The sequence below is a fragment of the Bradyrhizobium manausense genome, from assembly GCF_001440035.1.
GTDB lineage: Bacteria > Pseudomonadota > Alphaproteobacteria > Rhizobiales > Xanthobacteraceae > Bradyrhizobium > Bradyrhizobium manausense.
Window position 1 is genome coordinate 13,602 of record NZ_LJYG01000083.1, and the last position, 17,031, is coordinate 30,632.

At 64.9% G+C, this 17,031-nt stretch carries 13 protein-coding genes and 2 pseudogenes; 9 read left to right on the forward strand and 6 right to left on the reverse strand.

The features are described from left to right. Positions 1 to 37: 37 nt before the first annotated feature. Positions 38 to 457 carry a CHRD domain-containing protein gene (locus AOQ71_RS18650; protein WP_057749031.1) on the reverse strand — a complete coding sequence of 140 codons (420 nt, stop codon included), beginning with the start codon at positions 455 to 457 and terminating at the stop codon, positions 38 to 40. A gap of 153 nt (positions 458 to 610) precedes the next feature. On the opposite strand from AOQ71_RS18650, the gene AOQ71_RS18655 reads away from it, so the two are divergent. Next, positions 611 to 1,537 carry a c-type cytochrome gene (locus tag AOQ71_RS18655; protein ID WP_057749034.1) on the forward strand — a complete coding sequence of 309 codons (927 nt, stop codon included), beginning with the start codon at positions 611 to 613 and terminating at the stop codon, positions 1,535 to 1,537. 10 nt (positions 1,538 to 1,547) lie between these two features. Here AOQ71_RS18655 and AOQ71_RS18660 read toward each other — a convergent pair whose 3' ends face one another. Both AOQ71_RS18660 and AOQ71_RS18665 read right to left on the reverse strand, forming a co-directional pair. Next, the gene (locus AOQ71_RS18660; protein ID WP_018642903.1) at positions 1,548 to 1,793 is read right to left on the reverse strand and encodes an Lrp/AsnC ligand binding domain-containing protein; all 246 of its coding nucleotides are present in this window, start codon (positions 1,791 to 1,793) and stop codon (positions 1,548 to 1,550) included. Between the two features lie 97 nt (positions 1,794 to 1,890). Beyond that, positions 1,891 to 3,870 (reverse strand): PAS domain S-box protein, encoded by a 1,980-nt coding sequence (locus tag AOQ71_RS18665; RefSeq protein ID WP_157083570.1) that lies wholly within the window; start codon positions 3,868 to 3,870, stop codon positions 1,891 to 1,893. 261 nt (positions 3,871 to 4,131) lie between these two features. Here AOQ71_RS18665 and thiD point away from each other — a divergent pair, with 261 nt between their 5' ends. From thiD to AOQ71_RS18685, 4 genes and pseudogenes are all read left to right on the forward strand, one after another. Next, complete coding sequence (thiD, locus tag AOQ71_RS18670; RefSeq protein WP_057749153.1) at positions 4,132 to 4,932, forward strand: bifunctional hydroxymethylpyrimidine kinase/phosphomethylpyrimidine kinase; 801 nt, start codon at positions 4,132 to 4,134, stop codon at positions 4,930 to 4,932. A 216-nt stretch (positions 4,933 to 5,148) separates the two neighbouring features. Continuing rightward, positions 5,149 to 5,961 carry a UDP-2,3-diacylglucosamine diphosphatase gene (locus tag AOQ71_RS18675; protein ID WP_057749037.1) on the forward strand — a complete coding sequence of 271 codons (813 nt, stop codon included), beginning with the start codon at positions 5,149 to 5,151 and terminating at the stop codon, positions 5,959 to 5,961. Continuing rightward, positions 5,961 to 6,984, forward strand: a pseudogene (locus AOQ71_RS18680) (glycosyltransferase family 4 protein). The gene AOQ71_RS18675 and the pseudogene AOQ71_RS18680 overlap by 1 nt, the downstream one beginning before the upstream one ends. A 123-nt stretch (positions 6,985 to 7,107) precedes the next feature. Further along, positions 7,108 to 8,091, forward strand: a complete 984-nt coding sequence (locus tag AOQ71_RS18685) for a threonine/serine dehydratase family protein (protein WP_057749039.1) — start codon at positions 7,108 to 7,110, stop codon at positions 8,089 to 8,091. 285 nt (positions 8,092 to 8,376) lie between these two features. On the opposite strand, the gene AOQ71_RS18690 is transcribed toward AOQ71_RS18685, so the two are convergent. After that, entirely contained in the window at positions 8,377 to 10,119 is a 1,743-nt protein-coding gene (locus tag AOQ71_RS18690) for a caspase family protein (protein WP_057749042.1), read from the reverse strand. Positions 10,120 to 10,838: 719 nt separating this feature from the next. Further along, a pseudogene (locus AOQ71_RS48105) lies at positions 10,839 to 11,813 on the reverse strand (hypothetical protein); the annotation flags it as partial. A gap of 75 nt (positions 11,814 to 11,888) precedes the next feature. Here AOQ71_RS48105 and AOQ71_RS18700 point away from each other — a divergent pair. Continuing rightward, positions 11,889 to 13,085 (forward strand): MFS transporter, encoded by a 1,197-nt coding sequence (locus AOQ71_RS18700; RefSeq protein WP_057749046.1) that lies wholly within the window; start codon positions 11,889 to 11,891, stop codon positions 13,083 to 13,085. Here the strand turns inward: AOQ71_RS18700 and dgcA are convergent. Beyond that, positions 13,055 to 14,050 carry an N-acetyl-D-Glu racemase DgcA gene (gene dgcA / locus AOQ71_RS18705; protein ID WP_057749049.1) on the reverse strand — a complete coding sequence of 332 codons (996 nt, stop codon included), beginning with the start codon at positions 14,048 to 14,050 and terminating at the stop codon, positions 13,055 to 13,057. The two genes, AOQ71_RS18700 and dgcA, sit on opposite strands and share 31 nt — an antisense overlap. 137 nt (positions 14,051 to 14,187) lie before the next feature. Between dgcA and AOQ71_RS18710 the strand changes: the two genes are divergently transcribed. The 3 genes from AOQ71_RS18710 to AOQ71_RS18720 are packed head-to-tail and all read left to right on the forward strand — an operon-like array spanning position 14,188 to position 17,004. Continuing rightward, a complete protein-coding gene (locus AOQ71_RS18710; protein WP_057749156.1) occupies positions 14,188 to 15,321 on the forward strand; it encodes an MlaE family ABC transporter permease in 1,134 nt (377 codons plus the stop codon). Positions 15,322 to 15,323: 2 nt separating this feature from the next. After that, on the forward strand, positions 15,324 to 16,106 hold the full coding sequence (locus tag AOQ71_RS18715; RefSeq protein WP_057749052.1) for an ABC transporter ATP-binding protein: 783 nt from the start codon (positions 15,324 to 15,326) through the stop codon (positions 16,104 to 16,106). A gap of 16 nt (positions 16,107 to 16,122) precedes the next feature. Continuing rightward, positions 16,123 to 17,004 carry an MlaD family protein gene (locus AOQ71_RS18720; protein ID WP_057749055.1) on the forward strand — a complete coding sequence of 294 codons (882 nt, stop codon included), beginning with the start codon at positions 16,123 to 16,125 and terminating at the stop codon, positions 17,002 to 17,004. Positions 17,005 to 17,031 lie beyond the last annotated feature (27 nt).

Here is a 17,031-nt window from a genome sequence, read left to right on the forward strand (position 1 = left end):
TCGCGCCCGGCCTTCAACGATGAGGTCTTGATGATCTCTACTTCGTCACCTGGCCGCGGATTTCGCCGCCCGGGTTGGCCGCGGTGTGAATGTTGACGTAGAGCTTGCCGGACAGGAGATCGGAGGCCTGCGCGTCGGTCAGCGTCGCCGAACCTTCGGCCGGGCTGTTGGCGATGCCCGGGATCGGGATCGCGACGCCGGCGTTCTTGCCGACCTCGGCAGGGCCGTGGAAATGAGCGGCAGTGGCGGGGCCGGAGAGGCCGGAATAGGTCACCTTCCAGGACAGCTTTTTCGTTGGGGCGTCATAGTCGATATCGGCGGTGCCGGTGCCACTGGTGGTGGTGGCGGGCACTTCGGACTTCCCGTCCAGTGTCGCCTTCAGCTTCTCGGCGCTGGCCGGACCTGCGAATGCGACGGCAGCTCCGAGTGCCAGCGTGGCAAAAAGCGCTTTGTTCATGGGTCTCTCCCTGTTGACGCCTGATTGCTGTCACCTTGCAAACAGTGCGACTGCGATTTTATTCCCGGATTACAGTCACACCATCTAAATTATTCGTGGCTGGAGCTGCGGCGGGATGACCCGTAAATACGCTTGAGCTCAACGGGATTCTTCATGCTGCGACGAACAATTTACGTCACTTTGATCGCTGCTGTCGCAGCCTTTGCCGTCTATTGGTGGCTGACCGCGCCGAGCGCCTTGGCGTTGCCGGCGCCGACGCGCAAGCCTGATCTCGCCAATGGACAGGAGCTGTTCAATGCGGGCGGCTGCTCCTCCTGCCATGCCGTGCCCAACCAGCCGGATCGCCTGAAGCTCGGCGGCGGGCTCGCGCTGGGCTCGCCGTTCGGGACGTTCTATGCGCCGAACATTTCGCCTGACCCCACCGACGGCATCGGCCGCTGGAGCGAGGCTGATTTCGTCAATGCGGTGACGCGCGGCATTTCGCCCGAGGGCAGGCACTACTTCCCGGCATTTCCCTACACGTCCTATCATCTTGCGGAGGTCGACCACGTCCGCGATCTCTTTGCCTATCTGAAGACGCTGCCGCCGGTCTCGGGTCGCGTGCGCGACCACGAACTGCCGTTTCCGTTCAATATCCGCCGCAATGTCGGCATCTGGAAATTGCTGTTCATGGATGTAAGGCCGTTCGTGCCTGACGCAACGCGCTCCGCGCAGTGGAATCGCGGCGCCTACCTCGTGAATGGTTTTGGCCATTGCGCCGAATGCCACAGCCCGCGCAATGTTCTCGGCGGCGTCATCAGCTCGCAGCGCTTTGCCGGCGGTCCCAATCCCGAAGGCGAGGGCTGGGTGCCGAACATCACGCAGAAGGGCTTAGGTAGCTGGAGCGAGAAGGATATCGCCGACTTTCTCGAGACCGGCGACATGCCCGAGGGTGACAGCGCATCGGGCGCGATGCGGCCGGTGATCAAGAACCTCGCGCAGTTGCAGCCGGAGGATCGCGCCGCGATGGCGGCGTACCTGAAGTCGCTGCCTCCGGTCGATGGCCCGACGCCGCCCAAGCGCAAGGAGGGCGGCGGCTGAGCGCGTGCGGCTAGCCGGTGCCGAACGCCTTGAAGGTGATGATGGTGAGCGTGTCCTGGATGCCGGGCAGCACCTGCACCTTCTCGTTCACGAAGTGGCCGATGTCGGTGTCCTTGTCGACATAGAACTTCACCAGCAAATCGTATTGGCCGGCGGTGGAGTAGATCTCGGAGGCGATCTCGGCTTCGGCGAGCGCATTGGCCACCGTGTAGGACTGACCAAGCTTGCATTTGATCTGGACAAAGAAAGGAACCATTGCAGTCAACTCCGAAGACATGTCTTGGCGGCTAATAGGCCAAAACCGGCGCGATTTAGCAAGCGGGCCGGCCGACCGCCAGAGAGCCGTGCGGGGTTTACGACGCCACCACCGCTGCTGCGAAGGCATCCCTGAGCCGCTGGGCCAGTTCGGCCTTGCGATAGGGCTTGGTCAGGACCACGGCCGCTGCCTGCGCGCGGCCCTGCTCGACCAGGGTCTCCAGCGCATAGCCCGAGGTGAACAGCACCGGCAGGCCGGGCCTGATACGCCGGGCCTGCTCGGCGAGCTCCCAGCCGCTCATGCCGCCGGGCATGACGATGTCAGTGAACAGCATGTCGATGCCGGGATCCGCGCGCAGCCGGTGCAAGGCCTCCTTGCCATTGACGGCGGCGACGACGCGATAGCCCAGCGCCTCCACCCGCTGGATCACCGAGGAGCGTACGAACGGATCGTCCTCCGCGATCAGGATGGTCTCACGGCCGCGCGGCGCGGCCTCGTCAGTCTCGGGCATGTCGGCCAGCCCTTGTCCGCCGCCGGGGCGGGGCAGGTAGATCCGGACCGTCGTCCCCAGGCCCTGTTCGCTATAGATCGAGACATGGCCGTCGGATTGCTTGGCAAAGCCATAGACCATGCTCAGCCCGAGGCCGGAACCCTTGCCGACCTCCTTGGTGGTGAAGAACGGCTCGAACGCGCGCTCGATCACCTCAGGCGCCATGCCTTCGCCGTCGTCGGTGACCGAGATCAGCGCATAGCTTCCGGATGCGACCTCCGGGTGAAGGGCGCGATAGTCGTCGTCGATCGCGGCGATCTCCGTGCTCAGCGTCAGATGTCCGCCCGACGGCATCGCATCCTGCGCGTTGAGCGCAAGGTTCAGCACGGCGGATTCGAGCTGGGCGCGGTCCGCAAAGGCCTGGATGGTGCCGGGACCGAACGTCGTCTTGATCTCGATGTTCTCGCGCAAGGTGCGCTTGAGCAGTTTCAGCATGGACAGGATCAGCTCGCCGCAATCGATCGCACGCGGCTGGAGCAATTGGCGGCGACTGAACGCCAGCAGCCGCTGCGTCAGTTCCGCACCGCGTTCGCCTGATTCGCAGATGTCGTCGGCAAATTGCCGCAGATCGGGCCGCGCATTGAGCTGCTCGCTGAGATGCTCGGCGTTGCCGATGATGACGGTGAGGAGATTGTTGAAGTCGTGGGCGATGCCGCCCGAGAGCTGGCCGACCGTCTCCATCTTCTGTGCCTGCTGGAGCTGCTGCTCGGTGAGCTTGCGCGTGGTCAGATCGTGGATGATGCCGACGTGGATCAGCTCGCCATCCTGCCATGCCTGGCCCACCGAGAGGTTCATCGGAAACGTCGAGCCGTCCTTGCGCAGGCCGACGGCTTCCCCGGTTGCGAAACGCCGCGCATGAGCTGCGGAGGAGGGCCTTTCCTCATTGGACATCAGCATGCCGATGTCACAATTCATGATCTCGTCGGCGCGATAGCCGAACAACCGCTCGCAGGCAGGGTTGAACAGGAGAATGCGGGCTTGTGCGTCGAACAGGATGACGCCGTCGACCGCAGTCTCGACGACAGCGGTGAGTCGCGTCATGCTTTCGCGCATCGCGCGCTGAGCGTCCCCCACCTGTTTGAGCAGCAGCGCCGCGTCCCGGCTCTTGATCTCTTCCTCAACGAGCGCTGCCTGGACCTTTTGCAGCTCGAACGGGGAGGGGATCATCAGGATCTTCGGCAGCAGCGGCCATAGTGCACCGGCGGTGAAGATAGAGGCCGCGGCCGTGACCGCCTTGACCATGCCCTCAATGCCGTAGATCGGAACCCAGAGCGTGTAGATCGACAGCACATGCGTCAGGCCGCAGGCCATGATGAAGATCGCGAACGCCCAGTAGACCCAGCCGAACTGGAGGTCGCGCCGCTTGGTGACGAGAATGGTGAGGGCGAACGGGATCGAGAAATAGGCGGCGGCGATGACGGCGTCGGAGGCGACGTGGAGCCAGATCAGCTCGGGCTCCCACAACAGGCAGATGCCGTGCGGTGAAAGCGTCGACGAATCGAGCAGACGTTGAAAAAAGGCCCACATGATTTCTTCCCGAGAGGATTGCGGCCGAAGCCGGACCGCAATTTGGCGTCGCTGAACGAATCCACTCACTAACGTGTCATTTGCACACTCGGGCGCCAAGGCCGGTCGATGCCATGGTCATATTTTCTCAGGATATGCACGCCTACGGGACGACAATCCCGCGCAGCGCCGGCTCCGCCTGATTCGCCGGCTTGCTGGGGCTGCGCCGGCGCGCTAGGACAGGCGATGGCCAATGTCCTTTTCGAGCAGGAATATCCTGCGATGACGACGCCCGTGGCGCTCACCATTGCCGGCTCGGATTCGAGCGGCGGGGCCGGGATTCAGGCCGACCTGAAGACCTTTGCTGCGCTCGGCGTCTACGGCGCATCCGCAATCACGGCGCTCACGGCGCAGAACACCAAGGGCGTCACCGGCATTCACGCGGTGCCGGCAGCGTTCGTCACAGCGCAGATCGATGCCGTGTTTTCCGATCTCGATGTCGCCGCGGTGAAGATCGGCATGGTGGCGCAGGCCGCGAGCATCGATGCGATCGCTGCTGCGCTGGCGCGCTGGAAGCCTCGCCATGTCGTGCTCGATCCCGTGATGGTCGCAACATCAGGCGACCGCCTGCTCGCCGCAGAGGCCGTCACGGCGTTGCGCGCGAAACTGATGCCGCTCGCATCCGTGATCACGCCCAATTTGCCGGAGGCGGCCGCGCTGCTCGAAGAACCGATCGCGCGAAGCGAGGCCGAGATCGAAAGCCAGGGACGCCGCCTGCTGTCTCTTGGCTGCCGCGCGGTTCTGATCAAGGGCGGGCACGGCGAGGGCGCGGAGAGCACCGATTATCTCGTGGCTTCGGACACCACGCTGGCGCTCGCCGCACCGCGCGTCGCCACCCGCAACACCCATGGCACCGGCTGCTCGCTGTCGTCAGCGGTGGCGGCGGGCCTCGCCAAGGGCGAGGATCTCGCGACGGCGGTACGCAACGCCAAAGGCTGGATCAGCGCGGCGATCGGGTCTGCCGACCGTTTCAGCGTCGGTCATGGCCACGGGCCGATCCATCATTTCCACAAGTTTTACTGACGCCGGCGTCCTGCTGCCGCCGTCTGTCCCGATATTAACCAATGAGGCCGGGGGGTCCGCGGTCTTGCGGGCCATCATCGGCTGATCATGTCGCCTGATTGTCGCATGTGACTGATATTCGCGGGGAGGGCGAGGCAAGGTTCGATTCGTATCTGAGGGGCCTCAAGGGTTCAATCGGTCATCCCCCTGTCACGGGACACGGTTACAGGCTGGCGCATGGGAAGTTACGATGTGAGTGACGAGAGCCCGGAGCGGCGCTTTCGCACGTTGTTCATCTCCGACGTTCATCTCGGAGCCCGCGGCTCTCAAGCCGATCTTTTGCTGGACTTCCTGCGCTACCATGATGCCGATACGATTTATCTCGTCGGCGACATCGTCGACGGCTGGGCGCTGAAATCGAGCTGGCACTGGCCGCAATCGCATAACGACCTGGTGCAGAAGCTGCTGCGCAAGGCGCGCAAGGGCGCCAAGATCATTTACGTGCCCGGCAATCACGACGAGTTCCTGCGCAACTATTACGGCACGCATTTCGGCGGCATCGACGTCGTCGAGAACACGGTGCACACCGGCGTAGACGGCAAGCGCTATCTCGTCATCCACGGCGACATCTTCGACCTCGTGGTGCAGAACGCGCGCTGGCTCGCCCATCTCGGCGACAAGGCCTACGACTTCGCGATCCAGATGAATCGCTTCGTCAACTTCTTCCGCCGCCTGTTCGGCGTGCCCTATTGGTCGCTGTCGCAATGGGCCAAGCAGAAGGTCAAGAACGCGGTCAATTATATCGGCGCGTTCGAGCAGGCGCTCTCGGCCGAAGCGCGGCGCCATGACGCCGACGGCGTGATCTGCGGCCACATCCACTATGCCGTGATCCGCGACGAGAACGGCATCCGCTACATGAACTGCGGCGACTGGGTCGAAAGCTGCACCGCGCTGGTCGAGCATGACGACGGCCATTTCGAGATCATCACCTGGGCGGATCATCTGCAGAAACCCGCACAAGTGCCGCAAGTGGCAGCAAGGGCAGCTTGATGCGCATCCTGGTCGCGACCGATGCCTGGCACCCGCAAGTCAACGGTGTGGTTCGGACGCTGACCAAGCTCGCTGACGCCGCCAAATCGCTCGACGCCGAGTTCACGTTCCTGACGCCGCAATCATTCCGCACCTTCGCGATGCCGACCTATCGCGACGTTCGGCTGGCAATGCCGCGCCCGGCCCGCATTGCAAAGCTGATCGAGGACGCCCGGCCCGACAGCATCCATATCGCGACGGAGGGGCCGATCGGCCTGATGGTCCGCCGCTATTGCGGCCAGCGCAAGTTGCCATTCACGACCAGCTTCCATACCCGCTTTCCTGAATATGTCCGCGCCCGCGTGCCGGTGCCGGCTTCGCTGATCTGGCGGGCGCTGCGCCGATTCCACAGCAGCGACGCCGGCGCTGGCCCGGGAACTCGGCGAGCGCGGTTTCGACAATGTCGTGCTGTGGCCGCGCGGCGTCGACACCCGCCTGTTCCATCCTCGCGCTGTCGATCTTTGCCTGCCGGCGCCGATATTCCTCTCGGTCGGCCGCGTCGCGGTGGAGAAGAATCTCGAGGCGTTCCTCGATCTCGATCTGCCCGGCACCAAGGTGATCGTCGGTGGCGGCCCGGCGCGCAACGCTCTGGAGGAGGCTTATCCCGAGGCGATTTTCCTCGGGGAAAAGCACGGCGAGGAACTGGCCGACATCTATGCGGCGGCTGACGTGTTCGTGTTTTCGAGCAAGACCGATACGTTCGGCCTGGTCCTGCTCGAGGCGCTGGCGAGCGGCCTGCCCGTCGCGGCCTTCCCGGTCAAGGGTCCGCGCGACGTCATCGGCGATGCGCCGGTCGGCGCGCTGGACCATGACCTGCGCAACGCCTGTCTTGCCGCACTCGACATCTCCAGGCAGGCCTGCGTCGAATTCGCCGCCGCCTACACCTGGGAGGCCTCGGCGCGGGCTTTCATCGACGGCATCCGCGCCGTCGGCGCCGTGCTGCCGGGCCGGGACAGGGCGGAACAGCCGCGCTTCGTGGCCTAGATTCTTGTTTTGACGCGTTTTCTTCACGCGAACCGGTACCCACTTCGCTCGAAAACGCTTTGAGAAAAATCCTCGCGCGGAGGTGTCTTGCCCGCGCCGCGCCGGGCGCGATAACATCCCGCCATGTCCGAACAGCCCCTCCCGATCGGCCCCGCCGATATCGACGCCGCAGCGCGCGTGCTCGCGCCCTTCGCCGTCCGTACCCCGCTGTTGTCTTTCCCCGTGCTCAACGAGCGCGTCGGTGCAAAAGTGTTCCTGAAGCCGGAGATGCTCCAGCGCACCGGCTCCTTCAAGTTCCGCGGCGCCTTCAACAAGGTGTACTCGATCCCGCAGGACAAGCGCGCCGGCGGCGTCGTCGCATTCTCCTCCGGCAACCACGCCCAGGGCGTGGCGGCGGCGGCAAAAATCCTCGACATGCACGCGACCATCGTGATGCCGGCGGACGCGCCGCTGTCGAAGCGCGAGCGCACCAAATCCTATGGCGCCGAGGTCGTGCTGTACGACCGCTACAACGACGACCGCGAGGCGATCTCGCGCGGCATCGCCGAGAAGCGCGGCGCGACGCTGGTGCGGCCCTATGACGATCCCTTCGTGATTGCAGGCCAGGGCACCGCCGGCCGCGAGATCGCGGAGGACATGGCAGCGCTCGGCCTCTCACCTGACATCGTGGTGGCGCCGGCGTCCGGCGGCGGCCTGATCGCGGGCGTCGCCACCGCCGTGAAGGCGCGCTATCCGCAGGCCCAGATCGTGGTGGCCGAACCCGAGGCGTTCGACGATCACGGCATCTCGCTGACCGCAGGCCATCGCGAGCCGCACCCGCCCGCCGGCCGCACCATCTGTGATGCGCTGATGGCGCTGATCCCCGGTGAGATGACCTTTGCGATCAACAGCAAGCTGCTGGCGCGCGGCGTGACCGCGTCGGACAAGGAAGTCGGCGCGGCGGTTGCCTTCGCCTATCACGAGCTGAAGCTCGTGGTCGAGCCGGGCGGCGCGGTCGGCCTTGCCGCACTGCTGGCGGGACGTCTCGATGTCGCCGGCAAGAGCGTCGTCATCGTGCTCTCGGGCGGCAATGTCGATGCGGATCTGTTCGCCGAGCTGGTGGCCTGATTCCGATTGAACGCTGCGAGCGAGGGAGCTCGGTCCACCTCTCCCCAGCGGGGAGAGGTCGGATTGCGCCCGGCGATGCGAAGCATCGTCCAGTGCAATCCGGGTGAGGGGCAGCGGCGCTCACTGAGACTGTAACCCCTCACCCGGATCGCATCTACCGATGCGATCCGACCCTTCCCTTCGGGAGAGGTGGGCAGCTTGCCTCAGCGGTGAAATTCAATTCGCGCTACGAAGAAAGGGGCAGAACGTCGCCGTTCTGCCCCTTTGTCGTTTCGCTGATCGCGATCAATGCATGAAACCGCGGTGGTTGTTGCCGCCGTTCATCGCGGGCGACTGGTTCATCGACTGGCGGAAGTTGTTGTTGCCGCCGCCGTTGCCGATCGCATTGAACTGCGGACGGTTGTTCACCTGGCCGTTCTGCACCTGCACCCTGTTCACCGGGTTGTTGTTGAGCTTTACGATGCCGGTGTTGCCGTTGTTGACGTGGATCGGCTGGTTCTGGGGCTGAACATTCGTCGTCTTCACGTCGGTGCTCTTGACGTCGACTGTCGAACCACCCTTGCCGACATTCACCGGCATGCTCACGATCTTGCCCGCCGGGCCGGTATTGTTGTTGCCGGTGTTCGACGTGGTGTTGGTCGCCGGCAGCGTCACGATCTTGCCGATGCCGGTATTGTTCGTCGTGGTCTTGGTCGGCGCCGGCAGGGTGACGATCTTGCTGATCACGTTGCCATCGATCGGCTTCTGCACGACCGGCAGGTTGCCGTTCGTCGGGGAGCCGCCATTGCCCTGCTGCTGGATCAGCGGCACGTATTTGGGCTGACCGAGATTGCCGATCTTCAAGGTCGGGGCAATGTTCTGCGGAGCCAAAAACTTCGTCGCCTGCAGCAGCGGGATGATTTTGGGCTGCGCCTCGAGCTTCAGCGCGGCTTGTGCATATGGGCTGTTGCTGTAGTGGCTGTAGAAGGCCTGATAGCCGATCGGCGAGTTCGCGAGCACTGCTTCGTGCCACGCCTGCGAGATCAAGAGGTTCGCCAACAGCCAGCGGATGTGGTCGCACAGCGGGTCGTGCGGATACATCGCGACGAACTCCTGATAATATTCCGGCTTGCCCTCGGACAGCACGTAATCATAGGCCTGGCGCGCCGAGCGGCTCGGCAGGTTGGAGGCCATCTGCACCACCGGCGCATGCACCGGCGCGCGGCTCGCGGCCACGGCCGTGTCGCCGAAGAAGGTGAAGTCCGAGGTTAGCGAGGAACTCTCCCAGGGGACCTGCGCGCCGCTGGTGGTCTGGTTCACCGCGAGCCGCACGCGCTTGAACAGCTGCTCGATCGGCACGTTGGGCTCGCGTGCGACGTTCAGGAAGGCCTGCGTATAGGGGCTGTGGCCGCCCGTGCCGTCGAGCGCTTCGGCGCCCGGCGCGGTCGAATAGCCGACAATCGAGCCGTTCGGCGCGTCGACGATGGCAAGGCCCCGGCCGGCGTCGTTCACGTTGGGGAACGGGTTGTTGCGGCAGGCGTCGAGAACGACGATGCGCATCCGGCTCGGGATCGTCTCCAGCGTCGACATCACGTCGACCAGGCGGACCGAGTCGTTGACGAGGTCGGTCTGGTTGGAGACTTTGGCATCGACGGGCACGAGATAGTTCTCGCCGGCAAGCTGCACGCCGTGGCCGGCGTAATAGACCATCGCCACGGTGTTCGGTCCGCGCGCGGACACTTTTGCGGAGAAATCCTGCACCACGCGCAGCATGTCGTTCTGGCCAAGGTCGGTCGCCGAGATCACCTCGAAGCCGGCGGAGTTGAGGAATTGCGCCATCGACTGGGCGTCATTGTCGGGGTTCGCAAGCTGCGGCGCGTTCTGGTAGTTCGAATTGCCGATCACCAGCGCCACCCGCTGCTCCGGGCCTTGCAGCGTGGTCGGGGCGGGCGTGACGGGGGCAACTTGCGCAGAAACAGGCCCGCAGGCGAAGCCGAACAGGCTTCCCAGCAGGCCAACAGTCATCACGGCGGATTTCAGGCGGAACATGGCGTGCTCCTTTGGCACTCATCTCGATGCGAGATTGGTTGCGAGGAGACTAGGTCGCGTTCGAAGGCGTGGTCCGTGATTGTGGTCACCCTCGTGAGATGCGTGATCCAGGTCACGCAAGGTCAAAAAGCTCATTGGAAAATTTCGTTGACGTCTCATACTCCGTCATTGCGAGCGCAGCGAAGCAATCCAGAGTCTTTTCGCGGAGGGATTCTGGATTGCTTCGCTGCGCTCGCAATGACGATGTGGAGGCGGACCTGCGTCACACGTCGCTCTCGTGCCCCGGACGCAGCGCAGCACTTCTTAGGGGTGCGCTGCTGAGCAGGGGCCCAAAGGAGCACCCTACGAGAAGAACGCGATCTTCTCGGCCTGGGTCATGCGGCGGATCGGGGCGAGCGCGTCGTTGGCGGCGGGGCGGGGCTTTTGCACGATACCGCTGGCGAGGATGGTGGCGCCGAGCGAGGGCTCGGGCAGGGGCGACGGCAACGGCAGCGTTGCGCTGGGGGCTCCGCCAGAGAATGCTGCGGCCGCCATGGCGGAGGCCGGCTGCTCCATCACTTCGGCGGCGGCTTCCGCGATGGCATCGGTCAGGCGCGCCAGCGATGCCATCGCGATCGGGGCCTCGACGACGGGCTCCTCGACCTCAGGCTCCTCGATATGGGGTGTGATCGGCGGCTGCTCGGCGACTGGTTCCGCGATCTCCGCGGGCCTCTCCTCCNCTCGGGAACTGCTGCTCCCATCTCCATGGGCTCGACGATCGCGTCGAACTCCGGATCGGGCGCGGCCATCTCCAGCGCGATGGCGTCGAGGATGGCGTCGTCCTCGGCCTCAGCAGCGGCGTGAAGGGAGAATTCGTCGGTGATCTCGGCAACGTCTGCGAGTCCGGCGAGGTTGTCCTCGACCGCGGCAAAGTTCTCCTCGACGGCGGGAGCGTGGCTTTCGACGATCTCGGGCGCGACCGCGACGTCCATCATCGCCTCCTCGGCGATGCCACTGATGTCGGCGACTGCCTCAGGCTCGGGAGCAATCTCCTGCGGCGTCTCCGTAGAAGCCACGGGTGGTTCGCTCGCCATCGCCGGTCGCGCTTCGCCAACAGGTGCCCCAGCCGCCGGCTGCTCGGGCGTAGGTCGCGCCGTTGCCTGCTGTGCAGCAGCGCCCCCAGCGTCCGTCTGCTCGATCCGGTCCTTGAGCAGATCAAAGGCGGCCTTGAGGTCGCCGCGCGGATCGATCCCCGACACCTGGGCGCAGGCCGCTTCGATCGAGGCGAGCTGCGAATCAATCAGATCGCAGATTCGCCCGTCGGCGCCGATCTCGCGCCAGCGCCAGGAGATCTCCTTGATGATGCGTACGCCGCGCGTCACAGGCGCAAGGCTCGCTTCGATCGCGGCGGGATCGAACGCCATGGCGACGGTGCTTTCTGTGTCCTCGACCGCGCGGCGGATCGCGACCAGCGCTTCCGGCAGGCGATCCTCGACGACGGGTTGTCGCTGTGCCGCAAGGGCTTCTTCGATTTTCGCGACCGCATCGAGCACCATGCTTGTGTCGGCGTTGCGGTTGCGCTTGGCATATTCGCCGAGGAACCAGCGGCCGCGCGCCGTCTCCATGAAGGCTTCGCGGATCGCGTCGTAATCCTGCTCGTTCGGCTCAGCCGCGCGGGCAGACATGGGCGAGAGGGCGAATGCTTCGTTGGCCATGACAATCTCGTCGCGCAAATCAGTGCGCGTTACTGTAACGATCACCACGATATCGACCGAATCGCAATTGGTTTGATGCAGAGCGAATCACAAATCCCCACGCCAGCGGCGGTCAAGCGGCGATTCGCCGTGAGTCTCGCGCTGTTCTACGGCACGTCCTATGGTGTCCTTGGCACCCATCTGCCGTTCTTCACTGTGTGGTTGAAGGCCATCGGCATCGAGCCGGGCTGGATCGGAATCATCAGCGCCGTCCCCGCCGTCACGCGCTTCACAACGCTGCCTGTCGTGACCGGCCTTGCCGAACGGCGCCGCGCATTGCGCGGCGCGATGATCCTGACGGCGTCGGCCACCGCGCTTCTCTTTATGCTGGTCGGCACCCAGCAGCAGCCCTTGCCGGTGCTGGTGCTCTACATCGTGACCTGTTGCTGCTGGACTCCGCTGACGCCGCTTACCGATGCCTACGCCTTGCGCGGCGTCGCCCGCTACAAATTCGACTACGGACCCGTGCGGCTCTGGGGATCGGTCGCGTTCATCCTGGGTGCGCTCGCCTGCGGACTGTTGATCGAATTGATTGCCGCGCGCCAGCTGATCTGGATCATTGTCGCGATGGCGACGATCTCGGCCTTGACAGGGCTTTCGCTGCAACCGCTGGAGGAGGTGCCGCGAACGTCTGGGGTGGCGGAGGGCGGCAGGCCTCTGCTGCGCGACGCGGGCTTCCTCGCCATCATCGTCTCGTCCGCGCTGATCCAGTCCAGCCACGTCGCCTACTACACCTTCGCCTCGATCAACTGGCAGAGCCATGGTCTTGGCGGATTGACCATCGCGGGGCTGTGGGCGCTCGGCGTGTGTGCCGAGATTGTCGTCTTCGCGGTGTCGCCGCGCTTTTCGTTGCATCCCGCGCTGCTGGTGGTGATCGGAGGCTTGAGTGCGGTGATGCGCTGGTCGATTACCGCGCATGAGCCGCCGATCGGCCTGCTTGCTATCGCGCAGCTCGGACATGGCCTGAGCTTCGGCCTGACCCAGGTTGGCGTGATGACTCTCCTGGTGCATCACGTGCCGCCCCGTCAAATGGCGCGAGCACAGGGATACTACGCGGCGACCACCGGGTTGTTGAGCTCGGCAACGTCGATCATCTCAGGCGCGATCTACGCACGCTATGGCGAGGGGCTGTACTACGTCATGGCGGGGATGGCCGCGGCCGGTGCGCTTCTGATCTGGTCGGCGCGGAATCGGCTGAAGGATCAGCCCCACAGGGCGGCATCAGGCGGATAGACCAGGCTGCCGTCGTAACGCAGCCCATGATCGCGGTCGCGGGCGAGCAGCAAGGGACCATCGAGATCGACGAAGCGCGCTTGCGGCGTCACCAGCATGGCAGGCGCCATCGACAGCGAGGTCGCGACCATGCAGCCGATCATGATTTCAAAGCCGAGTGCCTGCGCCGCATCGGCCATGGCGAGCGCTTCGGTGAGGCCGCCGGTCTTGTCGAGCTTGATGTTGACAGCGTCGTAGCGCGCGCGGAGCGGTGCCAGCGAGTGGCGGTCATGCACGCTCTCGTCGGCGCAGACCGCGAGCGGCCGCTTGATCCGCGCCAGCGCCTCGTCGTTGCCCGCCGGCAGCGGCTGCTCCACCAGGGTGACGCCGACGGCGGCGCAGGCCGCGAGGTTGGCCTCCAGATTGGCCTCGGTCCAGGATTCGTTGGCATCGACGATCAGCTCGGATTCGGGAGCGGCCTTGCGCACCGCCGCGATCCGCTCCGCATCGCCGTCGCCGCCGAGCTTGATCTTCAATAGCGGCCGATGCGACGCCTTGGCGGTTGCCGCCGCCATGGCCTCGGGCGTGCCCAGCGAGATCGTATAGGCGGTGGTGCGCATCCCCGGCTCCGGGCGGTCCAGCAGGTTCCAGGCCCGCTGGCCGGCCGCCTTGGCCTCGAAGTCGATCAGGGCGCAATCCAGCGCATTGCGGGCGGCTCCCGGCGGCATGGCGGCTTGGAGGGCCTGCCGCGTCAGGCCATCAGCCACGGCCGCCCGCATGGCCTCGATGGCCGCAAGGGCTGCCTCGGGAGGTTCGCCATAGCGCGGATAGGGGACGCATTCGCCGCGGCCGACGAGGCCGTTCTGGCTCACTTCGGCCACCACGGTCACCGCTTCCGTCTTGGCGCCCCGGCTGATGGTGAAACTGCCGGCGATCGGAAACCGCTCGATTCGCGCGGCAAGGGCAGGAACTTTGCTGGAAGTCATTTTGAACTCTGGCGAAATCTGAACCTGCTGGTTACCTCTAGCAACTAATATTATCCAAATGGGGATACCTTTTCCGGGTACGGGCGCGTGCGCAACAATCTGATTTCCTCCGCCCTGGTCGTATGGGAGCGGACACCTTGAGCGGCGATCCGAAGCTGGAACGGATTGCCAAAGGCAATGCGCTGGCCCTCTGCGCCACCGGGACCTGGACCGCGAGCTTCGCGCCGGCCCTGGAGCGGATGGTCGCAGATGCCGAGGAGCTCGCCGGCAGCCCGCAAAACATCTTCATCGACGTCTCCGAGGTTGCCAAGCTCGACACCTTCGGGGCCTGGCTGATCGAGCGGCTCCGCCGCAGCCTTACGAAAGGCGCCGTCGAGGCGCAGATCGCGGGGCTCTCCGCCAACTATTCGAGCCTCGTCGACGAGGTGCGCCGGGTCCGTGCGAGCCCTGTGGCCGAGACGTCGGCGATCACCATCACCGGCATGCTGGAGCAGATCGGCCGCGCCGTAGCCGGTGTCGGCGGCACCTTTGCCGGCCTGATCGACATGCTGGGCGCCGTGCTTGCGGCGGGCGTTCATGTGCTGATCCATCCCCGCTCGCTCCGCCTGACCTCGACCGTGCACCACATGGAGCAGGTCTGCTGGCGCGCGGTGCCGATCATCGTGCTGATCACCTTCCTGATCGGCTGCATCATCGCCCAGCAAGGCATCTTCCATTTCCGCCGCTTCGGCGCCGACATCTTCGTCGTCGACATGCTCGGCGTGCTGGTGCTGCGCGAGATCGGCGTGCTGCTGGTCGCGATCATGGTCGCAGGCCGCTCGGGCAGCGCCTACACCGCCGAGCTCGGCTCGATGAAGATGCGCGAGGAGATCGACGCGCTGCGCACCATGGGCTTCGATCCGATCGAGGTGCTGGTGCTGCCGCGCATGCTGGCCTTGGTGCTGGCGCTGCCGATCCTCGCCTTCCTCGGCGCCATGGCCGCGCTCTACGGCGGCGGCCTCGTCGCCTGGCTCTATGGCGGCGTCGATCCCGAAGCGTTTCTGCTGCGCCTGCGCGATGCCATCTCGATCGATCATTTCATCGTCGGCATCGTCAAGGCGCCCGTGATGGCCGCGGTGATCGGCATCGTCGCCTGCGTCGAGGGCCTCGCGGTGCAGGGCAGCGCGGAATCGCTCGGACAGCACACCACGGCCTCGGTGGTGAAGGGCATCTTCTTCGTCATCGTGATGGACGGCGTGTTCGCCATCTTCTTCGCCTCGATCGGGATGTGACGATGGCGCAAGACACGCAAAGCGCGATTCAAAACCCCATCATCCGCGTCCGCGACATCACCGTGCAGTTCGGCAGCACACGGGTGCTCGACGGGCTCAACCTCGACGTCAAGCGCGGCGAGATTCTCGGCTTTGTTGGTCCTTCAGGCGCGGGCAAGTCGGTGCTGACCCGGACCATCATTGGCCTCGTACCGAAGATCGCGGGCTCCATCGAGGTGTTCGGCGTCGACCTCGATTCCTCCAACACCGCGCAGCGCCGCAATGTCGAGCGGCGCTGGGGCGTGCTGTTCCAGCAAGGCGCGCTGTTCTCCTCGCTCACCGTCAGGCAGAACATCCAGTTTCCGATGCGCGAGTATTTGCGTGTCTCGCAGCGGCTGATGGACGAGATCACCATGGCCAAGCTCGCCATGGTCGGCCTCAAGCCTGAGGTGGCCGAGCGTTTCCCCTCGGAACTGTCCGGAGGCATGATCAAGCGCGTCGCGCTCGCCCGCGCATTGTCGCTCGACCCTGATCTCGTCTTCCTCGACGAACCGACCTCGGGCCTCGATCCGATCGGCGCCGGCGACTTCGACGAGCTGGTCAGGACGCTGCAGCGGACTTTGGGGCTGACCGTTTTCATGGTAACCCACGATCTCGACAGCCTCTACACAGCTTGCGACCGCATCGCCGTTTTAGGGAACGGTAAGATCATTGCGGCAGGGTCGATTGCCGACATGCAGGCCTCGCAGCATCCCTGGCTGAGGCAGTATTTCCATGGCAAGCGCGCCCGCGCAGTGATGAGTTGAGTAGCCGGAGCACCTGATGGAAACGCGGGCGAATTATGTGTTGATCGGATCCTTCACGCTGGCGGTGATCGCGGCTGCGATCGGCTTCGTGCTCTGGTTCCAGTCGCTGCACACCACCAAGCAGCGCAGCCCCTTCCGTGTCGTGTTCGAGGGCCCGGCGGCAGGCCTGCGCAACGGCGGCAGCGTCAATTTCAACGGTATCCGGGTCGGCGAGGTGGTCTCGGTGAAGCTTGACAATCCGCGGCGGGTTGTCGCACTCGCCATGATCGAGAACAACACGCCGCTGCGCAAGGACACCCTGGTCGGCCTCGAATTCCAGGGACTGACCGGCGTCGCCGCGATCTCGCTCAAGGGCGGCGAGGAGGCCGCGCCGCCGCCGCCGCTCGACGAGGACGGCATTCCGACGCTGACGGCGGATCCGAACAAGCTCCAGGACGTCACCGAGGCGATCCGCGGCACGCTGCAGAACATCAACAAGATCGTCGCCGACAATCAGGAGTCGGTGAAGAACTCGCTGAAGAATCTCGAGACCTTCACCAATTCGCTCGCTCGCAATTCCGAGAAGATCGATGGCGTAATGGCCAAGGTCGACGGCGTGATGCTGAAGGCCGACAACCTCATGCTCGGCCTCAATACGCTTGCCGGCGGCAAGGATGGCGGCGAGCTGTTCCTGACGGTGAAGTCGATCCGCGAACTGGCCGAGGATTTCGACAAGCGCTCCGGTGCGCTGATGACCGACGGTCGCCGCACCCTCGGCGACATCAGCCGCGCCGTGAACAATTTCGACCGCAACCCGACCCGCGTGCTGTTCGGCGCCAGCAACAGCGCACCAGCCGCAGCGCCGCCTCCGGCCGAGCCGCCGAAGCCGGCACCGGCGAACGAGCGCAAGCGGCAGTAGGCGTCTCCCTCCTCCGTCGTTGCTTCA